Origin of the sequence: Microvirga rosea (assembly GCF_020595095.1) — a bacterium.
GTDB lineage: Bacteria > Pseudomonadota > Alphaproteobacteria > Rhizobiales > Beijerinckiaceae > Microvirga > Microvirga rosea.
Genome location: NZ_JAJDOP010000005.1, coordinates 330,541 through 345,658, shown reverse-complemented (window position 1 = coordinate 345,658; position 15,118 = coordinate 330,541). Strand labels below are relative to the sequence as shown.

Here is a 15,118-nt window from a genome sequence, read left to right as displayed (position 1 = left end):
TGTCGTTCGGTTCGGCCCCTATGCTTTCGCGAGCCGGTAGGCGCTGCCCAGAAGATCGACAAGGTCGAGCAATCGTGCCGCGTAAGGATCGTGGGCAGTAAAACCTGATGCTTCATGCTCAGCTTGCCATTGACGTTCTAGGGCATCGATCAGGCGCAGCAGATGGCCCTGATGCAGCCATAGCTTTCCGCTGTACCGGATCGGCGAGAATGCCGGCAAACATCAGCCGCGAGGACTGGCCTGATCGTCATGATGCCGGGGTAGCCTGCTTCACGACGACGGCACCGGCCCCAACCGAGAGCAAAGCGGTGGTGATCTCGGCGACGGCCCGCGCGCCAGCGTAGGTCGCTATGGCCGCTTCAAACAGATCCCAGAAGAGTTTTCTCGCGAGAGTTCTTCCGGCCCCGAACAGGTCCGAACGTTCATCACCCTTGCTCTGAAGCGTCGAGCCGGAACTCCGTTCGCTATATCAGCCCCCATCCTGCCTGGGTCAAGAAGGGCATTCCCCCGCGGCTGAGGGTCCCGATGCAATCCTGTCACGAAGTCGAGGTCTGCTTGAGAAGGAGGCTATCGTGGAATGTATTCCCGTTGACACCTGCACCTGCACCAGCATCGTTCATTATGCCGTGATGCAGACGGGATGATGGCTTGCGAAGTCACGCATTCAGTTCTTCCATTTGCTCAACGTTCGTCGGCGCGTGAGCCGATCCGGTCGCAGCCTACTCGGTCAAGACGAGGAGCTCCGGTGAAGACCCTCGTCATCTGTTCTGGCGAACTGGCTTCCGTCACGCTTGCGATTGACGTCAGGAACAAACTTGATCACGCCAAGTTGTCCGTGACTGGGCTCTTATCCAGGCTGCTGGAGTCGTGAGGGTGCGCTCTACCGCAGATGACTTGAAGGCTGCCGCATGGGCTTTCGTCTTGTCCCCGAGCATGAAGGGCTATCGGTGGAGAATTCTCGAGTCCTTGAGGGATCGTGAACAAATGCGGCGAGGCGGTGCATCATGAATGGGCCGCCACTCTCCCTAAGGACCCAGAAGACTTTCGGTTTCGCCGAATGGTTCCGACCCGGAGAGTACGAGCGGACAGAGCAAGCCCTGGAAGCGATGAGACGCACGGGCGCCCGGTATGTTCGAACCCATCTATCATGGGCAGAGTATCACTCCTCTGGCGGCCAGGACTGGTATGATTGGCTCCTGCCGAGGATCAGCCGGCATTTCGTACTTTTACCCTGCATTCATTACACGCCGCCCTCCGTATCGCGGACGGGAACTTCCGCAGGGCCGCCGCACCGTCTTCTCGATTATGCAGACTTCATCGACCACGCGCTGACCCGTTACGGCAGCCACGTGGATGCCGTGAAATTGTGGAACGAGCCGAACAATCTTCTCGATTGGGACTGGCGAGTCGATCCAGACTGGCATCTGTTCTGCGAAATGATCGGCGCTGCCGGTTACTGGGCCCAGGAGCGTGGCTTTCGGACGATTCTGGGCGGACCTTGCCCGTTCGACACCAACTGGCTCCGCCTCATGGGTGAGCGCGGCGTCCTGGACGTCATGTCGGCCGTCGGGTTGCACGGCTTTCCAGGAACGTGGGACAGCGAGGCGGCTAACTGGGATGGCTGGGATCGTCAGATCGCCAGCACGAGGGACATCCTCGACACCTATAATCCGTCCGCCGAAATCTGGATCACCGAGGCCGGTTATTCTACTTGGCGAAGGGACGAGGCCGTGCAGGCCGCTTCGTTCCTGACGGCACTGGAGGCGCCTGCCGACCGGCTCTACTGGTATAGCTGGCAGGACATCGCGGGCGATGTTGCGGTGCAGGAGGGGCTGCGCTTCGACGACCGCCACTATCACATGGGCGTCGTCGATGCCGAGGGGGCGCCCAAGCTCCTGGGACGCCTTCTGATGGAGGGGTGTCCTGCTCAGGTTGCCGATATTCTCTCCTTGTCGGCATCCAGGATCATGAAGCCTGCCGAACCGATCGTCATCATCGGAGGCGCCGGCTTCATCGGCTGCAACCTCGCTGACAGTTTCCTTACCGATGGGCGGGATGTAGTTGTCCTCGATAATCTCAGCCAGGCTGGAGGAGAGCGAAATCTCCAATGGCTCAAAGACCGGCACGGAGATCGAGTGCACACAACAATTGGCGATGTACTCGACGAAGCGACTCTACGGGAAGTCCTGCAGGCGGCGGATTCGGTCTTCCATCTCGCGGCTCAGGCTAACGTCGCTGCGGGTCTGATCCGGCCTGAGAATGACTTCGATGTGCATGCGCGCGGCACACTTAACGTGCTCGAGGCCATCCGGCGCACGAAGAAGCCTATTCCGACGATTTTCGCCTCAACTTCCAAGGTTTATGGGGAACTCCTCGACCTCCCTCTGCTGGAAGGGAATGATCGCTATCATCCTGCCGATCGGACGGTTGCAGAATGGGGCATCGATGAAACGCGGTCTCTCAATCCTTGCACGCCCTATGGCTGCTCACGTGGCTTCGCGGAGCAATATGTGCTGGCTTACGCTCGGTCCTACGGCTTGCCGGCCGTCGTCATGCGAATGAGCAGCACCTATGGCTCACGGAAAACGAATGCCGAGAATGCAGATTGGCTCACGCGCATTCTGATTCAGGCGCTACACGGTGAAACCGTCACGCTGTATGGCGATGGAAAGCAGGTTCGTGATCTGCTGCATGTGAGCGATGCCGTTGCAGCATATCGATCGGCACAAGCCTCGATCAGTAGGGTGAACGGACACGCCTTCAACCTTGGTGGTGGCCCCCGAAATGCCGTCAGCTTGCGGGAGGTTCTAAACGAGATCGAAATGCGTCTGGGCTGTCGGCTCGATGTCGATTTCCGTGAACGGAAACCGGGCGATACGGCCTATTTTGTGGCCGATACGCGCAAGCTGAACAACGCTTTAGGGTGGGAGGCGAGGATCGGCTGGCGGGACGGGTTGGTAAGTCATCATGACTGGCTGCGCGACTGTTTGGGTCCCATCCCTGCGGCAAGAGAGAAGTTCAAGTTCGCGAATCCATCCAAGCGAGCCAATGCGCAAGCTGCCGAATGACATTGAGCGAACTGCGGTCAACGCTTCTCACCGTTCATGAGCAAGAGGTTCTTGCATGTCCCACCCTGCTGATCTCGAACAGCGCATCAAAGCGCTTGCTCCTTGGTTTCACAATATTGAACTGAATGGCATACAAACTGCCCCGGATCACTTCCTGGGAGACTATCCCTCGTTCAAGTGGAAGGGGTTTCGCCATCTCGTTCCGGAGGATTTGCGGGGCCGGACCGTTCTCGATATCGGCTGCAATGGAGGCTTCTATTCCCTTGAGATGAAGAGGCGACGGGCTGATCTGGTGGTTGGCGTAGATTCGGATCCTCGTTGTCTCGCTCAGGCGCGCCTCGCCGCTGAAGCCTCCGGTCTTGATATTTCCTTCCGTCAGTTGTCCGTCTACGAGATTGGCGCTTTGAGGCAACGCTTCGATTTCGTTATCTTTATGGGCGTGCTCTATCACCTGCGTCACCCCTTGCTTGCGTTGGATCTCATTCATGAGCACGTCGTGGGCGATCAGCTTCTCTGCCAGTCCATGCTGCGTGGCAACACGCATGTTCCCGAAGTCGCTTCGAACTATCCTTTCGAGGAGCAGGCGATATTCGAGCAAGAGGGCTACCCACGAATGGTGTTTATTGAACACAACTATGCCGAGGATCCAACTAATTGGTGGGTGCCGAACCGGTCAGGCATGGAGGCGATGCTGCGCAGCGCCGGCTTCAGGATCGTAGGACAGACCGACGACGAAGTGTACTTGTGTCATCGAGAAGAGCGTCCAGCGATGGTGGAGCCTCCGCCGAGGATATCCTTCGATGCGTGATACAGAGCCCTCTCAGGGCCTGATGTCGGCCTGAGCTTCGTCCGGGCTTTTTTCGTTGCCACATCATGATCATTGTCATTTGTATGGCGTGCCGATCTCAGTGGTCCGAGGAACAAACAGCATGATATGGAGTTTTAGTAAGAAGGGTCAAGCTTGTGGCTTGCTGAGCGGATAATTCGAAAGCGCTTTCCTTTTCGCTGCAGGTCATATTTGGACGCTGCACTGCTTCTTCTCTGAATATTGTGTGGTGTAAAGCGACGAACCGGAGGCGTCCCGTGGCGGACACGATCCTCATTACAGGTGGTGCAGGCTTCATTGGTCGATACGTTGCGCGAGCTTGTCTGGAGCGCGGGCACAAGGTCCGCGTTCTCGACAGCCTCATTGAGCAGGTCCATGGCAAAAAGCTCAAGGCTGATGCGCTCGATCCTGAAGTTGAGGTTGTCGTCGGCGACGTGAGGGACGAAACGGCTCTCCTAAGGGCTTTGAAAGGTGCCACGAAGGTCGTTCATCTTGCAGCCGAGGTCGGCGTCGGGCAGAGCATGTACGCCGTAGAGCGCTACGTTTCCGTGAACGATTACGGCACGGCCGTTCTGTTCCAGCAATTGATCCACAATCCGGTCAAGCGGGTCGTCGTCGCCTCGTCTATGAGTGTCTATGGCGAGGGGCTCTACCGGGATGCGAGTGGGCGTATTCGGGAGGATGTGGTCCGTACGCCCCGTAAGAGCGAGGAATAGCCCTGGGATCCACGCGACGAACAGGGGCGGCCGATGGTTCCGGTGCCGACGCCGGAGTGGAAGCGTCCCGCTCTGGCCTCCGTATACGCCATCTCGAAATATGTCCAAGAGAGCCTGACCCTGAGTCTCGCGCCAGCCTACGGCATGGAGGGCGTGGCGCTCAGGCTGTGGAATGCCTACGGTCCGGGCCAGGCCTTGTCGAATCCCTACACGGGCGTTCTCGCGATCTTCGCTTCACGGCTGCACAACGGTCAGCCACCGATGATCTTCGAAGATGGCGAGCAGCGTCGCGATTTCGTTCATGTGGAGGACGTCGCGCAAGCCTTCCTTCTGGCTCTTGAGCACGAGAAGGCTTCCGGCGGCGTGTATAATGTCGGCAGTGGGCGGGATCGGACGGTGACTGAAGTCGCCGAACTCCTGAGCGAGGCCATGAACAGGTCCATGAAACCCGAGATAACCTGCAAGGCCCGCCTCGGTGACATCCGCCACTGTATCGCAGATATCTCCAAGATCCAGCAGGAACTCGGATACGCGCCCCGCAAGGATTTTTCGGAATGGGCTCGCCGAACTGGCCAGATGGGTTGCAAAGCAGGAGGCAACGGACCTCGTCTATGAGGCTCGCAGGGAGCTTGAAGCCAGAGGTCTCGTAGCATGAAGGGTAATGGATATCCCGGAGCGCCAGCCATTCTAGGATGCCGTCCAATCCTCGTGACCGGAGGTGCCGGCTTCATCGGCTCCAACCTTGCAGACCGCTTCGCCCGCGAGGGCCATGACGTTCTCGTCTTCGACCTGCTCGCCCGTCCGGGCGTCGAGCGTAATCTTGACTGGCTTCGGAAACGGCATCCCGACAAGATCTCCGCCATCATTGGTGACGTACGCGATGAGTCTGCTGTGGCCGACGCGACCAGCGAGGCCCAGGCGGTGTTCCATATGGCTGCCCAGGTGGCCGTGACGACAGGCCTTGTTGATCCCCGGGAGGATTTCGAGGTCAACATCCGCGGAACTCTGAATCTGCTCGACGCGCTCCGGCGTAGCAGCGACTCCGTTCCCCTGATCTTCGCCTCTACCAACAAGGTCTACGGCGACCTCGCAGATATCGTTCTCGACAAGACGAAGGACGCTTATCTGCCGCACGACCGGGCAATCCGCGCTACGGGAATCTGCGAGACTCGCTCTCTCAACTTTCATACTCCATATGGCTGCTCGAAAGGCGCTGCCGATCAATACGTTCTCGACTATGCTCGCTCGTTCGGCATTCCCACCTGCGTCTTCCGCATGAGCTGCATCTATGGCCAGAGGCAGATGGGAACGGAAGATCAGGGCTGGGTCGCGCACTTTCTCATCCGCACACTCAACCGCGAGCCCATTTCCATTTACGGCGATGGCTGCAAAGTCCGGGACGTGCTCGACATTTCGGATGCGGTTGAAGCCTATGTACAGGCATGGAGGAAGATCAGCACTGTTCAAGGTCGCGCGTTCAATCTCGGAGGCGGTCCAGAGAATGCAATCAGCCTGAAGCAACTTCTCGCTCATATTCAGGCTATTATCGAACAGCCCGTAGAGACGAACTATTCTGACTGGAGGGCAGGGGATCAGCGCTATTACGTCTCCGACACCCGCCTTGCTTCTCGCGAACTCGGATTGAAAGCGCCGACGCCCTGGCGCCAGGGCGTCGCAGCGCTTGCCCAGTGGCTGCAGGAGGAGCGAAGCTTGACGGCTGCCTCGCGGCAGAACCCGCATCGCCAGATTGAGGAGTCGATGTCATGAGGAGCAGCTGCGACATCTGCAAGGGTCTTGGTCGGCCAGAGGATCTTTGCCCGTGAAAGAGGCCTCACGTCTTCGTGTATTCATGACCGCCGATACCGTGGGCGGTGTCTGGCAATACGCTCTGGACCTGGCCGAGGGTCTGCGTCCGCACGGGGTCGAAGCCGTTCTCGCGATTCTTGGGCCGTCGCCGGATCAGCAGATCTTGGCGGACGCGGCCGGTATTCGGCTCGTTTCGACGGATTTGCCGCTGGATTGGACCGCTTCGAGCCCGGACGAGGTGCTCAAAGCAGGAGAGTGCATCGCCCGCCTAGCGGCGCTGACCTCGCCTGATATCGTCCACCTCAACAACCCTGCGCTTGCCGCCGCCGCAGCATTCCCGGCCCCGGTGGTAGCGGTCTGCCATTCCTGCGTCGCCACCTGGTGGCAGGCGGTGCGGACCGGCCGACTGCCGGATGAGTTCGTCTGGCAGACCGATCTCGTTCGAAAGGGCTACCAGGCGGCTGACAGGCTCCTGGCGCCGAGCGCCGCCTTCGCCCATGCGACGGCAACGACCTACGCGCTCAAAACCCCTCCTTTGGTCATCCACAATGGACGGCGGTTTGTCCAGTCCACCGGAGAGCAGACTCTCGAACCCTTCGCTTTCACGGCCGGGCGGCTGTGGGACGAGGGCAAGGATCTGGCCACCCTCGACCGGGCGGCGGAACGCATCGCGATTCCGGTAATGGCAGCAGGTCCTCTCCAGGGACCTAATGGGGCGCAGGTTGCAGCAAGCCACGTCCAGGCTCCTGGGCGCCTTACGGACGCCGAGGTTGCACGATATCTCGGCCAGAGGCCGATCTTCGTCTCCACGGCCCGATACGAGCCCTTCGGTCTCGCGGTTCTCGAGGCTGCGCAGGCAGGCTGTAGTCTCATCCTGTCCGATATCCCGACCTTCCGCGAGTTGTGGGGCTCCGCCGCTCTTTTCGTCCCGCCGGGAGACGACAAAACGCTCGCGCAAACAATCACACATCTTGCACAGAACCGGCACGAGCGTGATCGCCTTGGCCGCAGAGCCCAAAAGACTGCGCAGGCCTACACCCTCGAGGCCATGAGCATGAAGATGCTCCACGTCTATCGCTCTCTGGTTAGTTTCAAACGAGACATATCCTCGGTCGAGGACGCCGCATGAGGTTCGTTTACTTCACGCACTCACTCACCTCCTGCTGGAACCACGGCAACGCCCATTTTCTTCGGGGGGTTCTGCGTGAACTCAAGAGCCGGGACTACGATGTCGTTGCCTATGAGCCCGAGGGGGCGTGGAGCTTGGAAAACCTACTGAAGGATCACGGAGAAGCAGGATTGGAAGCCTATCGGCGTCTATATCCCGATCTCGACTCTCGCACCATCTCTGCAGAAGCTGATTTGGAGGCGATGCTGACGGATGCGGATGTGGTGATCGTCCACGAATGGAACGAGCCTTGGCTGGTCGCGGCCGTCGGCAAGGTGCGGAGTGGGGGAGGGGCCTTCACACTGCTCTTCCATGACACCCATCACCGCGCGATCAGCGACCCCGATGCCATCCGCAAGTTCGATCTCGATGGTTATGATGGAGTGTTGGCCTTCGGCGAGACCTTGGCCGAAGTCTATCGCCACTGGGGCTGGCGCGGTCGAGTTTATGTTTGGCACGAGGCCGCCGATACACGCCTTTTTCATCCGCCTCTGGAGGAAACGGAACGGCAGGGACTCGTCTGGATTGGCAACTGGGGGGACGACGAGCGAAGCACCGAGCTGGAGAGCTTCCTCTTCAGGCCGGCGCGGACGGTGGGACTGCCGCTTGAGATCTATGGCGTTCGCTATCCGGACCATGCCCTGGCCATGCTGGACCGCTATGGCGTGACCTATCATGGCTGGCTGCCCAACGCACGCGTGCCGGAGGTTTTCGCGCGCTATCTCGCAACGGTCCATGTCCCGCGCAGGTTCTACGTGGACATGCTTCCGGGTATTCCTACCATCCGCATCTTCGAGGCCCTGGCTTGCGGCATTCCTCTCGTGTCCGCCCCATGGCGCGACTCCGAAAATCTATTTAACCCCGGCACGGATTATCTCCTGGCACAGGATGAGGCGCAGATGGAGAGTCACCTCACGGATGTCCGCCACGATCCTGCGCTCAGAGCATCCCTCATTAGAAACGGAATTGCCGCCATTCGCGGCCGTCATTCCTGCGCCCACCGAGTTGACCAGCTTCTCGACATTCTTGCCTCGTGCAGTTCCGCAGCGTCGATGGAGATCAGTGCATGAAGATCGCCTTCTACGGCTCCAGTCTTCTATCGTCCTACTGGAACGGGGCGGCCACCTATTATCGTGGGCTCCTAAATGATCTGTCGCGGCGCGGGTACAGCATCACGTTCTATGAACCCGATGCATTCGACCGTCAGAACCATCGGGACATCGCGCCACCAGACTGGGCCAGGGTGAAGGTCTATCCCGCCACGGAGGAGGCGTTGCGCGACGTCATCGCAGAGGCGGCCCAAGCCGATATTGTGGTCAAGGCTTCCGGGGTGGGCGTCTTCGACGACGAATTGCTGGACGGCGTCGTTGCAGCCTCACGGCCGGATGCGATCCGCATCTTCTGGGACGTGGATGCACCAGCGACCCTAGCCGAGTTGCAGGCTCATCCGGACCATCCGTTGCGCCGGACGATGCCGTCCCTCGATCTGGTCCTGACATATGGCGGTGGATCGCCCGTGGTTGATGCTTATGAGGGCTTCGGAGCTCGCCGCTGTGTGCCGATCTACAATGCTCTCGATCCCTCGACCCATCATCCGGTTCCGGCGGATGATCGGTTCGAGGCCGACCTTTCGTTTCTCGGCAACCGCCTCCCGGACCGGGAGGCCCGCGTGGAGCAGTTCTTCCTGGAGCCAGCAGCGCGTCTGCCGAAGCGTCGCTTCATCATCGGCGGCAATGGCTGGGAGACGAAGGGCATGCCGCCCAATGTCCGTCACATCGGGCACGTCTATACGCGCGATCACAACGCCTTCAACGCGAGTCCCCTGGCGGTCCTTAACATCGCTCGGGATTCCATGGCCTCGATGGGTTTCTCGCCCGCCACCCGCGTCTTCGAGGCGGCGGGTGCCGGCGCCTGCCTCATTACCGACGCATGGGTGGGCCTCGATCTCTTCCTGAAGGAAGGTGAGGAGGTGCTTGTCGCCCGGGACGGCAGGGACGTCGCCTGCCATGTGGAATCGCTGACGCCGGAACGGGCCAAGTGCATCGGCAACGCCGCGCGAGCCAGGATCCTGACCGACCATACCTACAGGCGCCGCGGTGCCGAAGTGGATGCAATCCTGCGGGAGAATGCCGCCCAGAAGCGGGAAAGGAACGTCGCGTGACCTCTCTTCGTGTTGTCGTGCTCGGGTTAAGTCTTTCCTCGTCGTGGGGAAACGGGCACGCAACCACTTTTCGGGCACTGCTGAAGGCGTTCGCACGTCGTGGGCACAACGTGCTTTTCCTGGAGCGCGATGTACCCTGGTACGCGGCGCATCGAGACCTTCTCAAACCTGAGTTCTGCCGCCTGGAATTCTACTCCGACCTGCGGGATCTTGAACGGTATCAGGACGAGATTGCCGCGGCGGATGCCGTCATCGTTGGCTCCTACGTCCCCGAGGGGGGCGAGGTCGGCCGCCTCGTGCAGAATAGGGCACGAGGCGCCGTGGCTTTCTACGACATCGACACACCCGTGACGCTCGCAAAGCTGGAACGGGAGGATTACGAATATCTCAGTCCTGATCTTATTCCGGGCCACGACGTCTATTTCTCCTTCACGGGTGGCCCAACGCTCGATCTGCTGATGCGGCACTACGGTTCCCCGGCCGCACGAGCGCTGTATTGCTCCGTCGATCTCGAAGCTTATCCCAGGCTTGACCGCGAGAAGCGGTGGGATCTCAGCTATATCGGAACCTACAGCCCAGATCGGCAGCCGACCCTCGAAGGACTTCTGATAGAGACAGCGCGCCATGCTCCACATCTGCGGTTTGTCGTGGCGGGGCCGCAATATCCCGCAGATATTCAGTGGCCGAAAAACGTGGATCGGATCGACCATGTACCGCCGAGTGAGCACCCGGCCTTCTATGCCGCGAGCCGCTTCACTCTGAACATCACGCGAGCGGACATGATCCAAGCAGGCTTCAGCCCAAGTGTCCGCATTTTCGAGGCAGCAGCCTCCGGCACGCCTGTCATCTCGGATATCTGGAAGGGCCTTGAAATGCTACTGGTGCCTGGACAAGAGATCATTCTCGCAAGAAGCACGGAGGAGGTTCTCAGCGTTCTCGATACATGGCCCTCCGCCAAATCCGAGGCCATAGGGGAGGCGGCGCAGCAACGGATTCTGGCAGAGCATACGGCGGGCCACCGCGCGCATTCCCTCGAATGCGATCTGATGCAAGCGATTCAGTCGCTTCGTGAGGAGCGCCTGTCAGTAAGGGAGACTCGCGCTTCGTCCTTATGAATAGCTTCTGATCGCGCCTTCGACCTGACGTCAAGCTGCAACGTTTGTTTAGGTACCGCTCCAGTCCGCCTGCGCACCTGATTAGGGAAAGCACCTTCATGAGAAATGGCGACAGTAAACTCGTTCTTATCGCTGGCGGAGCAGGATTCCTCGGATCTCACTTGTGCGATGCTCTCCTAAGCGAAGGTGCACATGTCGTCGCTCTCGACAGTTTTCTCACGGGCCGAAAGCAAAATCTCCGTCATCTCGAGAGGGAGCCGCGGTTCGATCTTGTCGAGGGAGACGTCGTTCGTCCTTTGTCAGAGCTTCTCAAGCTCAAGAAGCTGAAGTTCGATCAGGTTTTCAATCTGGCCTGTGCGGCCTCTCCCCCGCATTATCAGGCCTCTCCCGAGCACACGATGCTGACCAGCGTCGTAGGTACCCATAATCTCCTCACGCTCTCGGAAGACGTCGGTGCACGCTTCTTCCTGGCCTCGACCAGCGAGATCTATGGCGACCCGGAGGTTCATCCCCAGAAGGAAAGCTATTGGGGACATGTCAATCCAACCGGTCCTCGAGCCTGCTATGACGAGGGCAAGCGGGCCGCCGAGACACTGACCTTCGACTTCGATCGCTCCGGACGAGCCGATGTGCGCGTCGCGCGGATCTTCAACACCTACGGTCCCCGGATGCGCGCCGACGACGGGCGCGTCGTGTCGAACATGATTTGTCAGGCGCTAGCCGGAGACGACATTACGATCTACGGGGAGGGAAGCCAGACGCGTTCGTTCTGCTATGTGTCCGACCTCATCGACGGCTTCATGCGCCTGATGAGTTACGAGGGGAAATTCCCGGGAGCCGTGAACCTCGGAAACCCGGTGGAGCTAACCGTGGGCGACCTTGCGAGGTGCGTCCTGTCCATGACAGGCTCCAAGTCACGGATCGTGACGAGACCGTTGCCCGTGGATGATCCCCGCCGTCGGCGTCCAGACATCTCACGAGCGCAGCAGCTCCTGAACTGGACACCTGGCACTTCGCTTGATGCTGGCCTTCGCGAGACGATCAAATGGTTCTCTGGCGAGCAGGAGAGGGAAAACAAGCCTGTTCGCACGCCCATCTCCAGCAAGCCGCCCGTTCCGGCCAGTCCGGCTTGAGCGAGCGACCATATGATGAACGGCGAAGATCCCCTGCTGACAAACACGATCTCTGAAAGCGCACCAATAGGCGGAACGAGTTCTGCCGCTGGGACCATGAAGGCCGCCGTGCTGACCGGGCCGGGCCAGATCTAGATAGTGGATGTGAGCCTTCCTCAGCCGGGACCTCGCCAAGTGCGCCTTCGGCTGGAGGGATGCGGCGTCTGCGCGTCCAATCTGACGCCATGGGCCGGACCTGAATGGATGAGCTACCCGACGGAGCCGGGCTCCCTGGGCCATGAAGGCTGGGGTTTCGTCAACGCGGTCGGAGAGAAGGTCGAGAGCCTCTCGGTTGGCGACAGAGTCGCCGCGCTCTCCTACAAGTCCTATGCGCAATACGATATCGCCGAAGCGGACGCCGTCGTTCGCCTGCCCGACGCGCTGGCCGGCCAGCCATTTCCAGGCGAGCCGCTGGGTTGTGCGATGAACGTCTTCCGCCGCAGCGACATCAGGACGGGCCACACTGTCGCGATCATCGGTATCGGCTTCCTCGGCGCGATTCTGACCAGGCTTGCGACCGACGCGGGAGCACGCGTGATCGCCATCTCCCGGCGCGATTTCTCTCTGGACATCGCTCGCGCGATGGGGGCTTCCGAAACGATCCCGATGGACGATCACAATGGTATCATCGAACGGGTGAAAGGCCTGACGGGTGGCATCTTCTGTGACCGCGTCATCGAGGCGGTAGGCAAGCAATGGCCGCTCGACCTTGCGGCCGAGCTTACGCGGGAGCGTGGCAGGCTCGTCGTTGCCGGCTATCATCAAGATGGTCCGAGACAGGTGAACATGTGGCTCTGGAACTGGCGCGGGCTTGATGTGATCAATGCTCATGAACGCGACCCGAAGGTTTATATGGACGGGATCCGCGAAGCGGTGGATGCCGTCGCATCCGGGCGCCTCGATCCCAGCTCCCTCTATACTCATACCTTTCCGCTGAACCGGTTGGACGATGCTCTCAATGCAACCCGCGATCGGCCAGACGGCTTCCTGAAAGCTCTGGTGACGTTCTCATGACGCAAGCCCTCGATGGAACTCCACCCATGGCATCCATCAAGCGCCTCCGCCTGGGTTTTCTCGGCGTGGGCTGGATTGGCCGACACCGGATGCAGGCGATTCTTCGCACGGGGCTCGTCGAAGTTGCCGCCATTGCCGATCCTTCACCCGAGATGGCGGTCGAGGCCAAGCGTCTGGCACCCGATGCCGGTCTGATGCGGAGTCTGGATGAGCTTCTCGACGAGAAATTGGACGGGGTCGTCATCGCAACGCCGAGCGCGCTGCATGCCGAGCAGTGCATTCACGCCCTTGAGCGGGGTGTGGCTGTGTTCTGCCAGAAGCCCCTCGGCCGTACGGCATCGGAGGTGCAGGCAGTCGTTGATGCCGCACGGACGGCGGACCAGCTTCTCACCACAGATTTCTCCTACCGGTTCACGGATGGCATGCGCCGCATCCGCCACATCATCAGGTCCGGCGAGCTTGGGCCGATTTATGCGGCTGATCTCGTGTTCCACAACGCCTATGGCCCGGACAAGTCGTGGTTCTACGATCCCGCCTTGTCAGGAGGCGGGTGCGTAATGGATCTCGGAGTCCATCTTGTCGACCTTGCGTTGTGGTGCTTGGGCTTCCCGCGAGTTTCCAGCGTCACGAGCTGGCTGTTCGCAGGTGGAGAGCCCTTGCGGCAGCGTCCCGGACAAGTGGAGGATTATGCAATCGCGACCATGGAACTCGACACGGGAGAAGCCGTGCAGTTGGCCTGCTCATGGCGTCTTCATGCCGGGTGCGACGCAATTATATCCGCAACGTTCTATGGGCCAAATGGCGGCGTGTCGCTGCGCAACGTCAACGGCTCCTTCTACGATTTCATCGCGGAGCGCTACCGCGGCACATCCCGCGAAACATTGGCGACCCCTCCGGATGATTGGGGCGGGCGGGCGGCTGCGGATTGGGCGGCACGTCTTGCGGCAGGCGAGGGTTTCGACCCGGAGGCCGAACGCTTTGTCGATGTAGCAAGGATCATAGACCGAATTTATAAACAGTAAGGGTCTTGGCACTTCCGGCTTCCGAAGCTGCCCGGCCACGGAGAAACAGAGGGACCTTCGCTCACGGCCCGAATACATGTCCGTCATACGGTGCAGATAGTCGCCTGAACACTTCTCGCTCTAGGAGATTGACTCTGGTTGAGGGCAAAGGAGTGGCGCATGACACGATCGCAAAGCGAACGGCCGCGGAAGGCAGGCGACCCGGGTGTAAGTACAGATCCCTTCGATCAGGACTCATTCTCTTCGGTCATTGAACGAAACATCGAGGTTCTACACAGGAAGTGGAAGGAGGAGGAGCGCCAAGCCAGCCTGCAGGAAAGGATCGCGGACGTCGTAACTGCCTTCTCAGGCAGTATGGTCTTCGTATACCTCCACCTCGCGATCGTCATCTCATGGGTTCTGGCGAACCTTGGCTGGCTGCCTCTCGTGCCGCAGTTCGATCCAACATTCGTGATCCTCGCGACGGTTGCATCTGTCGAAGCCATTTTCCTGTCGACGTTCGTGCTGATCAGCCAGAACATAGCTGCCAGAAACGCAGAGCGGCGTTCCGAACTGGATCTTCAGACAAACCTGCTCTCCGAGCACGAGATCACGAAGCTTCTCTCCCTCACCTTGGAAATTGCCCGGCATCTCGGAATCGATAAGGCCGGCGATGCAAGTCTCTCCGAACTTGAGCAGCATGTGGCGCCCGAAAAGGTTCTAGATCAAATCTCAGAAAAGCAGCGATCTGATATGCCCTCCGAATGATCTACATAATTGCATAGCCGGTCTATAATAATCACGATTCTTGATTTAATCTTGGCCGGCCCGAATGGGTGATACGGATGTGATGTGAATTCTCTGCCAAGTTGTTTAGCCCAGGTTTGGCCAAGATGTCCGGATGTGGCCCGAAGCGGAAGAATGAACCTTTGCGCGGGAAGTCCCAGACCTTATGAGGCGATTGAGGCAACCGTACCTTTCTGCAAAAAGGTCATCAAAGATTGAACCTAGCGATCAGAGACGGCGCTGTTCAAAATTTGCGAAGCAATCCACTGTAGAAACTGTCGTAAC

Annotated in this window: 12 protein-coding genes and 1 pseudogene; 12 read left to right on the top strand and 1 reads right to left on the bottom strand. The window is 59.6% G+C overall.

Translation table 11 applies throughout. From position 1 onward, the window contains the following. Nucleotides 1-18: 18 nt before the first annotated feature. On the bottom strand, nt 19-219 hold the full coding sequence (locus tag LJD17_RS15570) for a hypothetical protein (RefSeq protein ID WP_227385097.1): 201 nt from the start codon (nt 217-219) through the stop codon (nt 19-21). Nucleotides 220-1,004: 785 nt separating this feature from the next. Here LJD17_RS15570 and LJD17_RS15565 point away from each other — a divergent pair. The 12 genes and pseudogenes from LJD17_RS15565 (at nt 1,005) to LJD17_RS15510 (ending at nt 14,815) form a co-directional block, all read left to right on the top strand. Continuing rightward, on the top strand, nt 1,005-3,068 hold the full coding sequence (locus tag LJD17_RS15565; RefSeq protein ID WP_227385096.1) for an NAD-dependent epimerase/dehydratase family protein: 2,064 nt from the start codon (nt 1,005-1,007) through the stop codon (nt 3,066-3,068). Nucleotides 3,069-3,123: 55 nt separating this feature from the next. Continuing rightward, on the top strand, nt 3,124-3,876 hold the full coding sequence (locus tag LJD17_RS15560) for a TIGR04290 family methyltransferase (RefSeq protein ID WP_227385095.1): 753 nt from the start codon (nt 3,124-3,126) through the stop codon (nt 3,874-3,876). 275 nt (nt 3,877-4,151) lie between these two features. Then, a pseudogene (locus LJD17_RS15555) lies at nt 4,152-5,265 on the top strand (NAD-dependent epimerase/dehydratase family protein). Continuing rightward, nucleotides 5,262-6,377: an SDR family NAD(P)-dependent oxidoreductase gene (locus LJD17_RS15550; RefSeq protein ID WP_227385094.1), complete on the top strand. Its 1,116-nt coding sequence runs from the start codon at nt 5,262-5,264 to the stop codon at nt 6,375-6,377. The pseudogene LJD17_RS15555 and the gene LJD17_RS15550 overlap by 4 nt, the downstream one beginning before the upstream one ends. A 52-nt stretch (nt 6,378-6,429) precedes the next feature. Beyond that, entirely contained in the window at nt 6,430-7,545 is a 1,116-nt protein-coding gene (locus tag LJD17_RS15545) for a glycosyltransferase family 4 protein (RefSeq protein ID WP_227385093.1), read from the top strand. After that, nucleotides 7,542-8,654 (top strand): CgeB family protein, encoded by a 1,113-nt coding sequence (locus tag LJD17_RS15540; RefSeq protein ID WP_227385092.1) that lies wholly within the window; start codon nt 7,542-7,544, stop codon nt 8,652-8,654. Before LJD17_RS15545 ends, LJD17_RS15540 begins: the two co-directional genes overlap by 4 nt. Further along, the gene (locus LJD17_RS15535; protein WP_227385091.1) at nt 8,651-9,745 is read left to right on the top strand and encodes a CgeB family protein; all 1,095 of its coding nucleotides are present in this window, start codon (nt 8,651-8,653) and stop codon (nt 9,743-9,745) included. Before LJD17_RS15540 ends, LJD17_RS15535 begins: the two co-directional genes overlap by 4 nt. After that, on the top strand, nt 9,742-10,860 hold the full coding sequence (locus LJD17_RS15530; RefSeq protein ID WP_227385090.1) for a CgeB family protein: 1,119 nt from the start codon (nt 9,742-9,744) through the stop codon (nt 10,858-10,860). The genes LJD17_RS15535 and LJD17_RS15530 overlap by 4 nt, the downstream gene beginning before the upstream one ends. A 98-nt stretch (nt 10,861-10,958) precedes the next feature. Continuing rightward, nucleotides 10,959-11,993, top strand: coding sequence for a UDP-glucuronic acid decarboxylase family protein (locus tag LJD17_RS15525; RefSeq protein WP_227385089.1), 1,035 nt, complete (start codon nt 10,959-10,961; stop codon nt 11,991-11,993). Between the two features lie 135 nt (nt 11,994-12,128). Next, the gene (locus LJD17_RS15520) at nt 12,129-13,046 is read left to right on the top strand and encodes an MDR/zinc-dependent alcohol dehydrogenase-like family protein (RefSeq protein WP_227385216.1); all 918 of its coding nucleotides are present in this window, start codon (nt 12,129-12,131) and stop codon (nt 13,044-13,046) included. Beyond that, on the top strand, nt 13,043-14,068 hold the full coding sequence (locus LJD17_RS15515) for a Gfo/Idh/MocA family protein (RefSeq protein ID WP_227385088.1): 1,026 nt from the start codon (nt 13,043-13,045) through the stop codon (nt 14,066-14,068). Before LJD17_RS15520 ends, LJD17_RS15515 begins: the two co-directional genes overlap by 4 nt. Nucleotides 14,069-14,206: 138 nt before the next feature. Beyond that, nucleotides 14,207-14,815, top strand: coding sequence for a DUF1003 domain-containing protein (locus LJD17_RS15510; RefSeq protein WP_227385087.1), 609 nt, complete (start codon nt 14,207-14,209; stop codon nt 14,813-14,815). Nucleotides 14,816-15,118 lie beyond the last annotated feature (303 nt).

What these genes read in the sequence shown, in the direction of transcription:
- LJD17_RS15515 (WP_227385088.1), top strand. Translation starts at nt 13,043, where the DNA reads ATGACGCAAGCCCTCGATGGAACTCCACCCATGGCATCCATCAAGCGC.
- LJD17_RS15550 (WP_227385094.1), top strand. Translation starts at nt 5,262, where the DNA reads ATGAAGGGTAATGGATATCCCGGAGCGCCAGCCATTCTAGGATGCCGT.
- LJD17_RS15540 (WP_227385092.1), top strand. Translation starts at nt 7,542, where the DNA reads ATGAGGTTCGTTTACTTCACGCACTCACTCACCTCCTGCTGGAACCAC.
- LJD17_RS15535 (WP_227385091.1), top strand. Translation starts at nt 8,651, where the DNA reads ATGAAGATCGCCTTCTACGGCTCCAGTCTTCTATCGTCCTACTGGAAC.
- LJD17_RS15565 (WP_227385096.1), top strand. Translation starts at nt 1,005, where the DNA reads ATGAATGGGCCGCCACTCTCCCTAAGGACCCAGAAGACTTTCGGTTTC.
- LJD17_RS15525 (WP_227385089.1), top strand. Translation starts at nt 10,959, where the DNA reads ATGAGAAATGGCGACAGTAAACTCGTTCTTATCGCTGGCGGAGCAGGA.
- LJD17_RS15560 (WP_227385095.1), top strand. Translation starts at nt 3,124, where the DNA reads ATGTCCCACCCTGCTGATCTCGAACAGCGCATCAAAGCGCTTGCTCCT.